At 62.4% G+C, this 13,630-nt stretch carries 14 protein-coding genes; 11 read left to right on the top strand and 3 right to left on the bottom strand.

Annotated elements, in window-relative coordinates; genetic code table 11:
- From CQ050_RS14440 to CQ050_RS14390, 11 genes are all read left to right on the top strand, one after another.
- Positions 1-927, top strand: coding sequence for a baseplate J/gp47 family protein (locus tag CQ050_RS14440; protein WP_105557517.1), 927 nt, complete (start codon positions 1-3; stop codon positions 925-927).
- On the top strand, positions 920-1,540 hold the full coding sequence (locus CQ050_RS14435; protein ID WP_105557516.1) for a phage tail protein I: 621 nt from the start codon (positions 920-922) through the stop codon (positions 1,538-1,540). The genes CQ050_RS14440 and CQ050_RS14435 overlap by 8 nt, the downstream gene beginning before the upstream one ends.
- Positions 1,537-4,455 carry a phage tail protein gene (locus tag CQ050_RS31100; protein ID WP_105557515.1) on the top strand — a complete coding sequence of 973 codons (2,919 nt, stop codon included), beginning with the start codon at positions 1,537-1,539 and terminating at the stop codon, positions 4,453-4,455. The genes CQ050_RS14435 and CQ050_RS31100 overlap by 4 nt, the downstream gene beginning before the upstream one ends.
- Positions 4,440-5,102: a tail fiber assembly protein gene (locus tag CQ050_RS14425; protein ID WP_105557514.1), complete on the top strand. Its 663-nt coding sequence runs from the start codon at positions 4,440-4,442 to the stop codon at positions 5,100-5,102. The genes CQ050_RS31100 and CQ050_RS14425 overlap by 16 nt, the downstream gene beginning before the upstream one ends.
- Before the next feature lie 162 nt (positions 5,103-5,264).
- Positions 5,265-6,443, top strand: a complete 1,179-nt coding sequence (locus tag CQ050_RS14420; protein ID WP_105557513.1) for a phage tail sheath protein — start codon at positions 5,265-5,267, stop codon at positions 6,441-6,443.
- Between the two features lie 60 nt (positions 6,444-6,503).
- Positions 6,504-7,019: a phage major tail tube protein gene (locus CQ050_RS14415; RefSeq protein ID WP_105557512.1), complete on the top strand. Its 516-nt coding sequence runs from the start codon at positions 6,504-6,506 to the stop codon at positions 7,017-7,019.
- Between the two features lie 18 nt (positions 7,020-7,037).
- Entirely contained in the window at positions 7,038-7,406 is a 369-nt protein-coding gene (locus tag CQ050_RS14410) for a phage tail assembly protein (protein WP_105557511.1), read from the top strand.
- A gap of 8 nt (positions 7,407-7,414) precedes the next feature.
- Entirely contained in the window at positions 7,415-7,528 is a 114-nt protein-coding gene (locus CQ050_RS14405; protein ID WP_105557510.1) for a GpE family phage tail protein, read from the top strand.
- A 6-nt stretch (positions 7,529-7,534) separates the two neighbouring features.
- Positions 7,535-10,828: a phage tail tape measure protein gene (locus CQ050_RS14400; RefSeq protein WP_105557509.1), complete on the top strand. Its 3,294-nt coding sequence runs from the start codon at positions 7,535-7,537 to the stop codon at positions 10,826-10,828.
- Between the two features lie 12 nt (positions 10,829-10,840).
- Positions 10,841-11,296 (top strand): phage tail protein, encoded by a 456-nt coding sequence (locus CQ050_RS14395; protein WP_105557508.1) that lies wholly within the window; start codon positions 10,841-10,843, stop codon positions 11,294-11,296.
- The gene (locus CQ050_RS14390) at positions 11,296-12,396 is read left to right on the top strand and encodes a contractile injection system protein, VgrG/Pvc8 family (protein WP_233214048.1); all 1,101 of its coding nucleotides are present in this window, start codon (positions 11,296-11,298) and stop codon (positions 12,394-12,396) included. The genes CQ050_RS14395 and CQ050_RS14390 overlap by 1 nt, the downstream gene beginning before the upstream one ends.
- Positions 12,397-12,407: 11 nt before the next feature.
- Here the strand turns inward: CQ050_RS14390 and CQ050_RS14385 are convergent, their stop codons facing one another.
- The 3 genes from CQ050_RS14385 to CQ050_RS14375 form a co-directional block, all read right to left on the bottom strand.
- Entirely contained in the window at positions 12,408-12,701 is a 294-nt protein-coding gene (locus CQ050_RS14385; protein ID WP_146121032.1) for a hypothetical protein, read from the bottom strand.
- Between the two features lie 144 nt (positions 12,702-12,845).
- Positions 12,846-13,136 (bottom strand): hypothetical protein, encoded by a 291-nt coding sequence (locus CQ050_RS14380; protein WP_105557506.1) that lies wholly within the window; start codon positions 13,134-13,136, stop codon positions 12,846-12,848.
- A 46-nt stretch (positions 13,137-13,182) separates the two neighbouring features.
- Entirely contained in the window at positions 13,183-13,587 is a 405-nt protein-coding gene (locus CQ050_RS14375; protein WP_146121031.1) for a helix-turn-helix domain-containing protein, read from the bottom strand.
- Between the last annotated feature and the right edge of the window lie 43 nt (positions 13,588-13,630).

Below are 13,630 nucleotides of genomic sequence, written 5' to 3'. Positions count from 1 at the left end.
ATGGCCACGTCCAACACGATCGACCTATCCCTACTGCCGCCGCCCGACGTGGTGGAGCAACTGGACTACGAACGGATCCTTGAAACGCGCAAGGCGCGCATCATTGCGCTGTTTGCGGCCGAAGACCGCGATGCAGTCACCAAAACGCTCGCGCTCGAATCGGAACCGCTGACCATTCAGCTGGAGGAGAACGCCGAACGGGAACTGATCCTCCGGCAGCGCGTCAACGAAGCCGCCCGCGCCGTCCTCCTGGCCTTCGCGAAAGGCGCGGACCTGGAGAACATCGCCGCCGAATACGGCGTGCAGCGTCTGACCATCCGCGCCGAAGACCTGACCGCATCGCCGCCCATCGAAGCCGTCATGGAATCTGATGACGAGCTGCGCGACCGCGCTCAACTCGCCTGGGAAGGTCTCTCGACGGCTGGGCCGCGTGGCGCGTACGAATTCCATGCGCGGTCTGCGCATGGACAAATCGCGGATGCAAGCGCCATCAGCCCCGACCCCTGCGACGTATTGGTGTCGATCCTTTCGCGGGAAGGCGACGGCACCGCGAGCGAGACCATTCTTGCTGCCACTCGCCTCGCACTTAATGACGACGACATTCGCCCTATGGGGGATCGCGTCGCCGTGAAATCCTCCGTCATCCGTCGGTACAACGTGCGCGCCACACTTCACCTTAAAGGCCAAGGCCCGGGCCGCAGTGTGGCCACTGCCACCGCCAATGCATCTATCAGCGCCTTTGTGAACCGCCCACGGCGCCAGGGCATTTCTGTCTGGCGCTCCGCGCTGATCGCCGCCCTGCACGTCGAGGGGGTAGACCACCTGGTACTGCACGAACCCGCCGCCGACATCCTGTTGCAGCCGACAGAAGCGGGAACCTGCATCGCCGTATCCGTCGATGTTGCGGGCGATACCGGCAATGGCTAATAAGCGCGCGCTAGTCCCGCCCGGTTCCACACCTCTGGAACGCAATCTTTCAGTTGCCTGCGCCGATATCGAGGATGTTCCGCTGCCCATTCGCAGCATCCGGCGCGCTGCTGATTGCCCGCCCCATCTGCTTACGTGGCTGGCGTGGGAGCGCTCCGTGGATCGCTGGGACGACGCTTGGCCCGTGGAGGCAAAACGCAAGGCCCTGCGCAACTCCTTCTTCGTCCACAAGCGCAAGGGCACCATCGGCGCACTGCGACGCGTGGTGGAGCCGCTGGGGTATCTGCTGAACGTGACCGAGTGGTTCCAGATGCAGCCCGAGGGCCGGCGCGGAACGTTCCGACTGACTATCGGCGTGCTGGAAACCGGCATTGACGAGGCGATGTATCTGGAACTGGAACGCTTGATTGAAGACGCCAAGCGCCTGAGCCAGCACCTTATCGGCCTCGCGATTGCTGCAGAAGTCCGCACGCAAGTGAATTTCGGTATCGCCTCCTATGACGGCGACACCTTGACCGTTTACCCCTACATCCCCGAGACCATCGAAACGCGCGTTTGGATGGGCTACGGCCTCCGCGATCACACCATAGACACGATGACGGTATACCCATGAGCGCTACCTATTTCGGAATCCTGACCAAGTACGGCGAAGAGCGCGAGGCGCAGGCGCACGCGCTGGGCATCCCCCTTAAGATCACGAGCCTTTCCGTGGGCGATGGCGGCGGCGCTGTCCCGACTCCTGACCGTCTGCAAACCGCCGTGATCGGCGAATGGCGACGCAAGCCCCTCAATCAACTATCCACTGACCCCGCAAACCCGAACTGGTTGATCGCCGAACAGGTGATTCCTGAAAACGAAGGGGGCAACTGGATACGCACGCTGGGCCTGCACGACGAGACCGGCGCGCTGGTTGCCGTGGCGAACTGCCCGCCCACGTACAAGCCGTTGCTGGCTGAAGGCTCCGGCCGGACGCAGGTTATCCGCATGGTCCTGATGGTCAGCAGCGCGACAAACTTCGAGCTGAAAATTGATCCGGCGGTTGTACTGGCAACGCGCAAGTATGTCGATGACGGCCTGGCGCTCAAGCTGGACAAGACCGGCACCGCAGTTGCCGCCGCCAAGCTGGCCACCGCGCGCACGATTGCCCTCACCGGCGACGCAACTGCATCAACGGCCTTCGACGGCACTAAGAACGTTTCGGCCGTGCTTACGCTTGCCGCGTCTGGGGTCTCGGCAGGCACGGCGGGCGGCGCTAATGAAATTCCCGTCATCACCGTGGACGCCAAAGGCCGTGTCACGGTCCTAGGCAAGGTCGCAGTGGGAAATGCTGCGACGGCAACAAAGCTTGCCGCTGCACGCCAGTTCTCGATTACGGGCGGCGCCACCGCCGCAGGCGTCAATTTCGATGGCTCCGCGAATGTCGCGCTGAACGTCACGGCTCTGGACGTTTCCAAGGCGACCGCCGGCATACTTCCCGTCCCGCGCGGGGGCACGGGCCTAGCCACGGTTCCGGCCGGCTCGTACCTCGCTGGCGCGGGCGCCAATTCCATGACCCCGCGCACACCGGCGCAGGTGCTGGAGGACATTGAAGCCCTGTCGCGAACTGGCGGCCGGCTGTCCGGCCCGCTCTTGCTTGGGAACGGCGCAACCATCGGCAGCCAATACGGCGCGAATACCAATTCGGCACAAACGGCTCACGTCCTATTACCTGACGGTGCGGGATATGCGGGACACGTGGCTTCCCTAACTGGGGCGATGAAGATCACACTGCCGCCTGTCGCGGTCGGCCTCAATTCGATGATTCGCCTGCGCGTGGACCTGTTCGAGTACGACGCGGTTAATCCCCCGGTCTCCATCCTCATTCAAGGCTACGTGCAGACCACCAAGGCATGGGCGCGTTGCACCGCTACGGTTCTGGCAGGTTCCCCGGTGTCCGATCTGCCTATCCGCTTTGGATCGGACGCAGACGGCCGGGTTTGCATCTGGGTCGGCGAGTTGAATAAAACGTGGGCCTATCTAACGCTCACCGTCGCTGAAATCATGGCGAAGTACAACACCCCGGGCGCCACGGTGGACGCCTGGGGTACCGGCTGGAAAGTGGAACCGGTGACCACGTTCGATACGGTGTCAGTGACGCTGTCCAGCGGCAATCTGGCTTTTGCCCGAAGCGATGTCGTCAATGTGGCCGGTCTGCAAGACGCACTTGTTCAAAAGGCCAATGCAGGGTTGATCTTGACCGCCGGAAACGGTCTGACGGGTGGCGGAACGCTCGCCACGAATCGCACACTCACGCTCGGCACTCCCGCCACCCTGACGGCCACGACTTCCAACGCGGTCCAGAGCACAAGCCATTCGCACGCGCTTGACACGCAGACCAGCGCGACGGATGCGACCGCCGGCCGCATCCTCCTGGCTGGAGCCTTTGGCCTGGGCGGAGTGGCTCCGGGCATGACCGCCTACGGTTTCGCTTCAGACTTCAATGCTATCGATGGCGCCAACGTTCTTGTCACCATTGATAAGGCGATGGCTAACGGCCCACTTGGCGCTGCCGCAATCGCCTACGTCGGGCAATTGCGGGTGTCCCGCCGCAGCTTGCCCGGCGGGGTAAGTGTCGTGCAAGAGCTATTCGTATCTGACACTTCGTGGATCCGGTTCGGCGGTGGCGATGCGGGCAGCACAGTTTGGGCGAAATGGCAAAAGCAGCTGACTGAGCAAAATCTGAATGTGCAGACCGGGGCTAACGACACGACGACGGGTCGAATTCTGACGGTGGGAAGCGCGTTCGGGCTGGGCGCATTGAACGCGCTTGGCACAGCCAACCTCGATACTGTGAAGGTTCCAGGCCTGCATGGGCAGCCACTCAGCGCAAATGCAACGGTAGACAGGAACTATCCCGTTGGGGTTGCCGGTACGCTGCTTGTGATCTCGGGCGGAAACGACATCACCTCCCAGCTCTACACCACGTACAACACGGCTGCATTATTTACACGCGCCTGCTACCGCGACATCTGGTCAAAGTGGAGAGAGGTTCTGACCTCCGATGCGCTCACTGGCTCAGTCAGCTTTTTTGCATCCCCAACCGCGCCGCCGGGATGGGTGAAGGCCAATGGCGCAGCCGTCTCACGCGCGGCCTACGCCGACCTTTTCAGCGCGATTGGGACAATCTATGGCGCGGGCAATGGCAGCACCACGTTTAACTTGCCTGACCTGCGGGGCGAGTTTGTACGCGGGCTTGCTGATGGGCGTGATGCAGATACCGGCCGAACTCTTGGTTCCTGGCAGGCAAGCCAAAACCTCGCGCACGTTCACGGCGTTACCGATCCGGGACACACCCATCAACTCAATTATCAGGTGCCGCGCAATATCTTTGACGAGGACCGCGGCACAGGCAACGAAAGCCACTTTTCGGTAGACGATCCCCATACCCCCGTTACTGTCAGCAGCAAAACCGGCATCACTATTCAGTCCGACGGTGGCACCGAAGCCCGGCCGCGAAACGTCGCACTGCTGGCATGTATCAAATTCTGAACGGAGCCAAAAGAATGCAGAATGACAACATCACCATTGGCGAAGAAGCCGGGACTTTCCCGGCGCAGAGGCTTGTATCTCAACTGGACCATAGGGGGTTCTTCGTCGGCCCCGTCATGGCCGATGCCTCTCCGCTGGAGCCCGGGGTATACCTGATACCCGGCAACGCCGTAGAGATCGCTCCGCCCTCCCCGGTACAACCGGGGCGTCTGTACATGCCCGCCGAGAGCGGCGGCTGGGACAGCGTTGAGGATCTGCGTGCAGTGGCGCTCTACAGGACACGAGATGGTCAGCCCTACCAGCTCGGAGCAGTTCACGACGGCCAGGAATATGACGGTATCGGACCTTACCCGGAATGGCTGACACTCTCCCCGCGCCCGAACGAATGGAGCATCTGGACCGGCACGGCCTGGGAAGAAGACGCGCAACTGTTCGCCGCCGCAACGAAGCGCCAGCGTGCAGAGACAAAGACCAGTTTATTGATTGCCGCAGGCGAGGTGATCACACCGTTGCAGGATGCTGAAGACTTGGGCATTGCCACCGAAGATGAACGGGCGCGTTTGCAGCGTTGGAAGCTCTACCGCATCGAGCTGACCAGAGTAAACCCGGCCGATCATGAAATGCCTTGGCCAGATACCCCGGCGTGACGCCGCGTAGTCCTTCCACCCATGCCCCGCATTGCGGGGCTTTTTGTTTGCCGGCCTCCGACAACAAGCCCTCCGTGCGCGCGCGAGCATCAGCCCGCAAACTGGCCGCTGTATTCAACAAGGTCCAGCGCCGCCCTGGCGCATCTATCGGAGAAAATCTCAATGGCTGAGGACTATCACCACGGCGTACGCGTCATTGAAGTAGACGACGGCACGCGCCCGCTTCGCACCCCGTCCACGGCTACCGTGGGCTTTGTGGCCACGGCCGAAGACGCCGACCCGAAAACGTTTCCGCTCAACACGCCCGTGCTGGCGACCAACATCAGCGCGGCCGCCGGCAAGGCCGGCACCAAAGGCACGCTTGCGCGTACGCTGGAAGCCATCGGCGCCCAAATCAACCCGGCTACGGTCATTGTCCGCGTTGCCGAAGGCGCGACGCCGGCCGAAACGCAATCCAACGTGATCGGCGGCACCGATACGAACGGCCGCTATACCGGCATCCGGGCGCTGCTGGCGGCGCAAAGCAAAGGCCCGCTGATCAAGCCGCGAATCTTGGGCGCCCCGGGCCTGGAGTCCGCCGGCGTCCTGGCCGAGCTGGCCAGCACCGCGCAAAAGCTGCGCGGCTTCGCGTACGGCAGCGTTCCCGACATGGCCACCATGGAAGAAGTGGCTGCCTTCCGTGAAACGTTCGGTCAGCGGGAACTGATGCTGATCTGGCCGGACTTCGTAGGCTGGGATACGCGCACGAACAGCGAAGCGCGCATTGTGGCTTCGGCTGCTGCGCTGGGTCTGCGCGCCAAGATCGACACGGATATCGGTTGGCACAAGACGCTGTCCAACATCCCCGTCAACGGCGTGACGGGTATCAGCAAGGATGTTTTCTGGGACTTGCAAGACCCGGCGACCGATGCGGGCTACCTGAACAGCAAGGACATCACCACGCTGATCAACAAGACGGGTTTCCGCTTCTGGGGAAGCCGCACCTGCGCGGGACCGCAAAGCCTGTACCAGTTCGAGAACTACACGCGCACCGCCCAAGTGGTGGCAGACACGGTGGCAGAGGGCCATATGTGGGCCGTCGATCAGCCGCTGCATCCCTCGCTGATTCGCGACATCATCGAAGGCATCAACAGCAAATTCCGCACGCTCAAGAACCTGGGCTACATCATCGACGGCAGCGCGTGGTGGGACAGCGAACCCAACACCAAGGAAACGCTCAAGTCCGGGCAGTTCTGGATCGACTACGACTACACGCCCGTTCCGCCCGCCGAGAACATCATTTTCCGCCAGCGCATTACCGACCGCTATCTGGTGGACTTCGCCAAGCGCATCGCGGCCTAACGCATCGCGGCCGCAGCGCGCGGCCGTCTCTATTCATTACGAATCACCGGAGCCATCATCATGGGCATGCCCTCTAAGCTCAAGAACATGAATCTCTTCAACGACGGCCGCAGCTATATCGGCGTCGTTGCCGCAGTCACCCCGCCGAAACTGACCCGCAAGCAGGAAGCATGGCGCGGCGGCGGCATGGGCGGCGCCGCTCATGCCGACTTCGGCCTGGATGACGACGCGCTCAAGATGGAATGGACCATTGGCGGCTACATGAAGCAAGTGCTTCAGCAAGTCGGCGCGGTCGGCGTTGACGGCGTTCAATTGCGGTTCGCGCAGGCCTACCAACGCGATGACACCGAAGAGGTTGATGCGGTGGAAATCGTCGTGCGCGGTCGGCATTCCGAAGTTGACCGGGGTGAATCGAAGGTGGGCGACGACACGGAATGGAAGATTTCCACCAACTGCACCTACTACAAGGAAACGATCAACGGCGAAACCGTGGTTGAAATCGACATCTTCAACCTCGTTCACATGATCGGCAGCGTTGACACACAAGAAGCCGTCCGCCGCGCCATCGGCATGTAACCCCCAACCGAGAACACCATGAAATCCCAAGACCAAGACCAATCTCTCGCCATTGCCGCCCCAGCGCATCCGGCCGCCGCCCTCGACGGGAACGACGGCACCACGCAAAGCGTGACGCTCGAAAGCCCGATCAAGCGCGGCGGGCAGGACATCCACATCATCACCGTGCGCAGGCCCAAGGCGGGCGCGCTGCGCGGCACCAGCCTTGTCAACCTGGTGCAGTTGGACGTGGCGTCCCTGCAAACCGTGCTGCCCCGCGTCACGGACCCGATGATTTCGGCGCCCGAAGTCGCCAATCTGGAGCCGGCCGACCTGCTGGCCCTGGGCGCCGCGGTTGCCTCTTTTTTCATGACGAAGGCGGAACGCGCGGCGCTCCAAACTGCGTAGAGGACGCGATGGCCGACCTGGCGCTGGTGTTCCACTGGGACCCGGACTACATGGACGGCCTATCGCTGGATGAACTGGCCCAATGGCGCGAACGCGCACGCGTTCGCTACCAACCGGAGTAGATACCGATGGACAAGACGCTTCAACTGCGCGTCATCGCGGCGATGCAGGACAAGCTGTCCGGGCCGCTCAAGAAAGTAAAGCAAGCCTCTGCCACGTCCGCCGCCGGCGTGGTGGAGCTTCGAGACAAGCTCAAAGCGCTGAACAGCGCGCAGCGCGACGTAGGCAGGTTCCGCGAACTATCGCGCGGCCTGCAATCGACCCGCGCGGAAATGTCGGCGGCGCAGCAGCGCGTGGCCACCCTCGCCCAGCAGATGCAGGCAACCGCCAGCCCCACGCGGGCCATGACACGTGAATTCAACAGCGCAGTACGAGCAGCCCAGCAGCTCAAGGCCAAACACTCCGAACAGTCCATAGAGCTGCAACGGCTGCGAACCAGCCTCAGCACGACCGGCGTGTCGGCAAGCAACCTTTCGCGAGATGAGCAAGGGCTACGGCAGCGCATCGACCAGACCAACGCGGCGCTTGATCGACAGATGCAGAAGCTGAAGGCTTCCGCGTCTCACCAGCAGCGCCTGGGCGCCGCGAAGGACCGGTATAACGCGGGCCGATCCGCTGCCGGCGCAATGGCTGGCCTGGGCGCCGGCGGCTTGGCCGCTGGAGGTGGCGCGCTCTACGCAGAAACGAAATTCCTTTTGCCCGGCGTTGACTTCGATGCGGCGATGAGCAAAGTGCAGGCTCTTGCTCGGCTGGACAAGATGAGCGAGGCGATGCAGGCGTTGCGCAAGCAGGCCCGCGACCTCGGCGCCGACACGATGTTCTCCGCTGGCCAAGCTGCCGACGCGCAAGGCTTCCTTGCGATGGCCGGCTTCAACCCGAAAGCCATCCTCGCCGCCATGCCCGGTATGTTGTCGCTGGCGAAGGCGGGAGATACCGACCTCGCCCAGACTGCCGACATTGGGTCCAACATCCTGACCGGTTTCAACCTGCCGGCGGAGCAAATGGGCCGCGTGGGGGATGTGCTGGTGGGCGCATTCACTCGGTCGAATACCAGCCTCTACATGCTGGGCGAGACCATGAAATACGTCGCGCCGGTCGCCGCCGGCGTAGGCCAGGACATTGAGACCGTCGCGGCCATGGCCGGTAAGCTGGGCGATGCCGGCATTCAGGGCAGCATGGGTGGCACGGCACTGCGCGCGATCCTGGGACGACTTGCAGCCCCACCGAAGGCAGCGGCCGACGCTTTGGAAAGCCTCAGCATCCAGACGAAGGACGCACAAGGCAACCTTCGCGAGCTGCCCGCCATTCTGGAAGAGTTGCACAAAAAAACCGCCAAGATGGGCAACGCCGAGCGCGCCGGCATCTTCAAGCACATCGCGGGCGAGGAGGCCTTTAGCGGCCTACAGGTGCTGGTAGCTCAGGCCGGTAGCGGCGAGCTGCAAAAGTTCATCCAAGTGCTGCGGCAGGCGGCGGGCGAGGCCGATAAGACCGCCGGCACGATGGCGGACAACATGCGCGGATCTCTGGACGAGCTGTCCAGCGCCTGGGAAGACCTGGGCATCCAGATTTACGAACAGCACGATGGGCCGCTGCGTACGATGGTCAAGGGATTAGCGGACACCATCGGAAAAGTGAAGGCCTGGGCGGTGGCAAATCCGAAATTGGCCAGCGGTTTGACGGCGGCGGCGGCCGGTGTCGCTGCGCTGGTGGCCGGCTTGGGCGCGCTGACGCTGACCCTGGCCAGCATCCTCGGGCCATTTGTAATTGTTCGCTATGCGTTCACCATGCTTGGAATCCAAGGCGGCGGACTACTGGGCGTGCTGCTGAACCTGGCCCGTAAGGGCATTGGTGGCGTAGCCCGCGCAGTCTTTCTCCTTGGCCGCATCCTGATGGCAAATCCCATCGGCCTGGCCGTCACCGCCATTGGGCTGGCCGCGTTCGCGATCTACAAATATTGGGAGCCGATCAGCGCCTTTTTCCAGGGGCTATGGGAGCGCGTTCGAGGCGCGTTCACGTCTGCTGTGAATGGCATTACTGGCTTCCTGCGAACCTGGAACCCATTGGCGACGATTCGGGCCACCTTTACAGGGACCATGGAGTTTTTCTCAGGACTTTGGGCGTCCATCCGCAGCACCTTTGATACCGCCGTGGCCGGCGTGTCGTCCGTCCTGCAAAGCTGGAATCCCATGGGGTTCATCCGGTCAGCGTTTGCCGGCATCGGCGGCTTCTTTACCGAGACATGGGCAGGGGTCAGCGCGACGGTCAGCGCAGGGATTGGTGCTGTCGGCAAGCTGCTGGCCGAGTGGTCGCCCCTCGCACTTGTATCCAGCGCCATCAGCTCCGGCTTACAAGCTCTGGGTCTGGAAATTCCTGCGAAATTCTCAGACCTCGGCGGCATGCTCATGCAGGGATTGGTGAAGGGCATCACCAACGCCGCCGGCGCCGTGAAGGAGGCGATCTCCAACATGGGCGCCGGCGTCATTGGCTGGTTCAAGGAAAAGCTAGGCATCAAGTCGCCAAGCCGCGTTTTTATGGGCATGGGCGAATTCGTGTCCGACGGGGCCGCAATAGGGATAGACCGGCATGCGCCGGCCGCAGCGCAGGCCGCGCAGGCGCTGGCCGCCTCCGTCGCCAAAGCGGGAGAACTGGCCAGCCTTACACCAGCCGCTACCCTGCCGCAGCTTTCGGCGCCGTCGCTGGTGGCGCCCATGCCTATCCCCAACGCCACGGCGCGGATTACCGTGGCCGCCGTACTGGTTCCCGGCCTTCCTGAGCTGAACACCATTGCTAACGTGCAGGTCCCCCAGGTCGCCACCCCTCAGCTGGCTGCGGGCCTCCTGACGCCGCCAGCAACCGCACAGGCACCGGTTGCCGCCCCTAGCAGCCCGCCGCCTGCGGCGTCCGCTGGCATGCCTTCCTTCCTGGCACCACGTCCGCAGCCTGTCCACTTTGATGTTCCGCGCATACCGCAAGCACTGGAGAGCGTCACCGCAGTTGGTAGTGCAATCGCATCGCGGTTGCTGGGCGCGCTACGGGCCGCCCAGGGCGTTGCTACAGCACTTGCCATAGGCGGAACAGTAGTCACGCCCAGCGCCGCGCTGGCGGCCTCTCCTGAAGCCGCACGACCATCGGTAATCAGCTTGGACCCTGACATGCTGGCCAGCCGATTCGACATGCGGCCTACCGTACGGCCGGCAGCGGCCCCGCGTTCGGTCATAGTGCATGGCGACACCATCGCCATCAACATCCACGGCGCCGGCGCCAGCCCCGCCGACATCGCGCGCGCCGTGGAATCTGCCTTGCAACGCCGCGACGCGGAGCGGCAGGCCCGCATGCGCTCCGCCTACCTCGACCCCAACTAAGGAGACCCCGCCATGATGATGGCCCTGGGCATGTTCGTTTTCAGCCTTCCCACCCTCGCCTATCAGGCCCTGCGGCGCTCGACCGACTGGCGGCATGCGTCGAACAGCCGCATGGGCGCGGCGCCGGGATATCAATTCGTGGGGCGCGGCGAGGACAGCACCACCCTTTCCGGCGTTTTGATTCCCGAGATAGCCGGCTCAGCCGGCGCGCTAGCGCTGCTGCGCCGCATGGCGGACACCGGCAAGGCTTACATCCTGGTGGACGGCAGCGGCACCGTGTACGGGCCGCACATCATCGATAAGATCGACGAAGACCATAGCGAGTTTTTCTTTAACGGGCAGTCGCAACGCGTCGATTTCAGCATCTCCCTAAAGTCGGTAAGTGATGACCAGGCCCGCACCCTGCTGGACGATTTGAAGCTGCCCATCGGACGCATGGACAGTTCCATTCTGGATTGGAGCCTGTAGTGTCGTTCGCAGCCCTCGCCGCTTCGGCGGACTCTTTAACAGGCGGCGCCAGCTCGTATCCGCGCCCGCTGTGGCGCGTAGTGGTGGCCGGCCAGGACGTGACCGGCAAAATGCTGCCGCGCTTGATGAAGCTCACGTTGACGGAATGCCGAAGCGATGAGGCGGATCAGTTGGACATCGAACTGTCCGACCACGATGGCAAGCTAGCGCTGCCTGCGCGCGGCGCAACCATCCGTCTTAGCCTAGGCTGGGCCAGCACCGGCCTGGTGGACAAGGGAACGTTCGTCGTTGATGAAGTCGCGTTTGAAGGCCCGCCCGACACCATCACATTGCGCGCGCGAAGCGCCGATATGAAGTCGGCCTTGCGCACGCGCACCGAGCGCAGCTTTCACAAACAGACGATCCGGGAAATTGTAGAGACCGTGGCCAAGGCGCATCAGCTAACCGCCGTCGTCGGCCAGCGCTTCGCAAACGTGAAGCTCCAGCACATCGACCAAACGAACGAATCTGACGTTGCTTTCCTGAACCGTATCGGCAAACGGTACGACGCCGTAGCCACGATCAAGGATGGCAAGCTCTTGTTCGTGCCGACCGAGCGCGGCCAGACTGCCAGCGGCAAGGACATGCCCACGCTGAAGCTGACCCGCCGCGATGGCGACCGCATCAGGTTCCACATGGCTGACCGCGACACGTATACAGGCGTGCGCGCACTCTGGCAGGACAAGGGATCATCTGTGCAGCGAAAGGTAGTCGCGGGCGCTATCGGAAACGCGAAGACGCTGCGAACCGTGTTCGCAAGCGAGGCCGACGCTTTGGACAATGCGCGGGCGGAATGGCAACGGCTACAGCGAGGCGTGGCGAACCTTGAAATGTCCCTTGCATACGGCCGGCCCGATCTGTCGCCGCAAACAAAGGTTTTGCTTCCGACCGTCAAGAGCCCCATTAATGAAATGACGTGGCTCATCGTCAAACTCACTCATAGCTTGGATGAGAGCGGCCTGACGACGCGGTTTGAAGCGGAGACAGCAGAAGCGGCAGACGTGCGGACTCGCGAGGAAAGCGGCCCGGACGACCTGCCAGCGGGTGACGGTGCGGAGTAGCCCGGCGTCCGTTACCGTTCGATGTTCATCATCACATTAACCACAAGCTGCACCGCGCCGATCTGGATATTGTTGTTTCCCGTGATCGTTTGCAGCGGCGCAGTCTCCCCCGCAAGTTGAATGTTCCCTTCGCCCTCAATGCGTTGCTCATTGATGGAACGGGCGTCTACCGCGCGCTCCGGGAGCTTTTCCTTCGCCTGTTTCAGCGCGTCGAATAGCGTTCCCAGCACATCGCTACGCGGCTTATCGTCATGGGGTTGATTCAGAAAATGAACGTTCATACCGAGGTCATGAGGCTTTTGCATTTCTTATCTTCCTACTGTGCAATGCCAGCTCCATACAGACCCCTATACCGGCGGTGCCTGTAGCCCTTGCCGGCTTATGAGGGCATCTTCACCCCCCAAGCCTCTCCCCCGGCAGCGTCATTTAGACGCGTATTGCTCTCCCCGTTAGCCGCTCATCATGCACATAGCGGCCACAGTTGCGACAGCCTGAGACTGGCTTGCTTTGTCTTTGGCCACCTCATCTATGCACGACGCTGCACGTACAGACTTTTCCACCACGTCCATCGGGCGTTTGGCAAGCTTCGCGCCAACGACCATATCCGCCATGGTGGCCATCTTGTTCTGCGTCACGGCACCGGCCCACTCTTTCAGCGTGGCTTTGTGAAGCGTCCCGCCCTCGTACCAGTTGCCCGCCGCGCCGGCGACCAGCGGCACGCCTAAGGCCAGCAGACCCATTGCTCTACGAAACACAGACTTCTCCTTGATAAAAATGGCGCGCGCGTTACGCCGCCAACTGCAAGACCAACTCTGTCAATTTGCTTTGGTCGATTGCGATTTCGGCCTTGCTGGCCTTGAACAGCGCATCAACGGCTTTGCGCTTTTTCGCTGGGCTCAGTTCACGGCCGGCGGCTTCAAGGGCAAGTTCCAGGGTTTCCCAGGCTTTGCCATAACGCTCTAGATCTGCCTCTAAGTCGCGCTCAGATAGCGCGCGGGCGCCTGTGACGATGTAAAGCACGTCCGCGCCAGCCCGGGAAATGGCCTCCAGGTACGCCATATCTGGCTGCCGCAGCCCCTTTTCATAGTTCGCTTGCGCGCCCCTTCCCACGCCCCCAAGCGCCGCAAATTCGCTTTGCCCATGGCCGAGCCGCGCACGTTCTTCTGCAAGTCGTTCGTTCGATGTAGTCATTTGAGTGCAATCCTATTGACGAATGCTCTCGTTTGAGAGCATA

The organism is Achromobacter sp. MYb9, from assembly GCF_002975275.1.
In the GTDB taxonomy this organism is placed as follows: Bacteria; Pseudomonadota; Gammaproteobacteria; order Burkholderiales; family Burkholderiaceae_B; genus Achromobacter.
The sequence above is the reverse complement of the archived record's forward strand: the minus strand, read 5'-3'. Positions and strand labels throughout refer to the sequence as shown.

What these genes read in the sequence shown, in the direction of transcription:
- CQ050_RS14375 (WP_146121031.1), bottom strand. Translation starts at nt 13,587, where the DNA reads ATGACTACATCGAACGAACGACTTGCAGAAGAACGTGCGCGGCTCGGC.
- CQ050_RS14405 (WP_105557510.1), top strand. Translation starts at nt 7,415, where the DNA reads ATGGCCGACCTGGCGCTGGTGTTCCACTGGGACCCGGACTACATGGAC.
- CQ050_RS14385 (WP_146121032.1), bottom strand. Translation starts at nt 12,701, where the DNA reads ATGCAAAAGCCTCATGACCTCGGTATGAACGTTCATTTTCTGAATCAA.
- CQ050_RS14410 (WP_105557511.1), top strand. Translation starts at nt 7,038, where the DNA reads ATGAAATCCCAAGACCAAGACCAATCTCTCGCCATTGCCGCCCCAGCG.
- CQ050_RS31100 (WP_105557515.1), top strand. Translation starts at nt 1,537, where the DNA reads ATGAGCGCTACCTATTTCGGAATCCTGACCAAGTACGGCGAAGAGCGC.
- CQ050_RS14440 (WP_105557517.1), top strand. Translation starts at nt 1, where the DNA reads ATGGCCACGTCCAACACGATCGACCTATCCCTACTGCCGCCGCCCGAC.
- CQ050_RS14400 (WP_105557509.1), top strand. Translation starts at nt 7,535, where the DNA reads ATGGACAAGACGCTTCAACTGCGCGTCATCGCGGCGATGCAGGACAAG.
- CQ050_RS14395 (WP_105557508.1), top strand. Translation starts at nt 10,841, where the DNA reads ATGATGATGGCCCTGGGCATGTTCGTTTTCAGCCTTCCCACCCTCGCC.
- CQ050_RS14425 (WP_105557514.1), top strand. Translation starts at nt 4,440, where the DNA reads ATGTATCAAATTCTGAACGGAGCCAAAAGAATGCAGAATGACAACATC.
- CQ050_RS14420 (WP_105557513.1), top strand. Translation starts at nt 5,265, where the DNA reads ATGGCTGAGGACTATCACCACGGCGTACGCGTCATTGAAGTAGACGAC.
- CQ050_RS14415 (WP_105557512.1), top strand. Translation starts at nt 6,504, where the DNA reads ATGGGCATGCCCTCTAAGCTCAAGAACATGAATCTCTTCAACGACGGC.
- CQ050_RS14380 (WP_105557506.1), bottom strand. Translation starts at nt 13,136, where the DNA reads ATGGGTCTGCTGGCCTTAGGCGTGCCGCTGGTCGCCGGCGCGGCGGGC.
- CQ050_RS14435 (WP_105557516.1), top strand. Translation starts at nt 920, where the DNA reads ATGGCTAATAAGCGCGCGCTAGTCCCGCCCGGTTCCACACCTCTGGAA.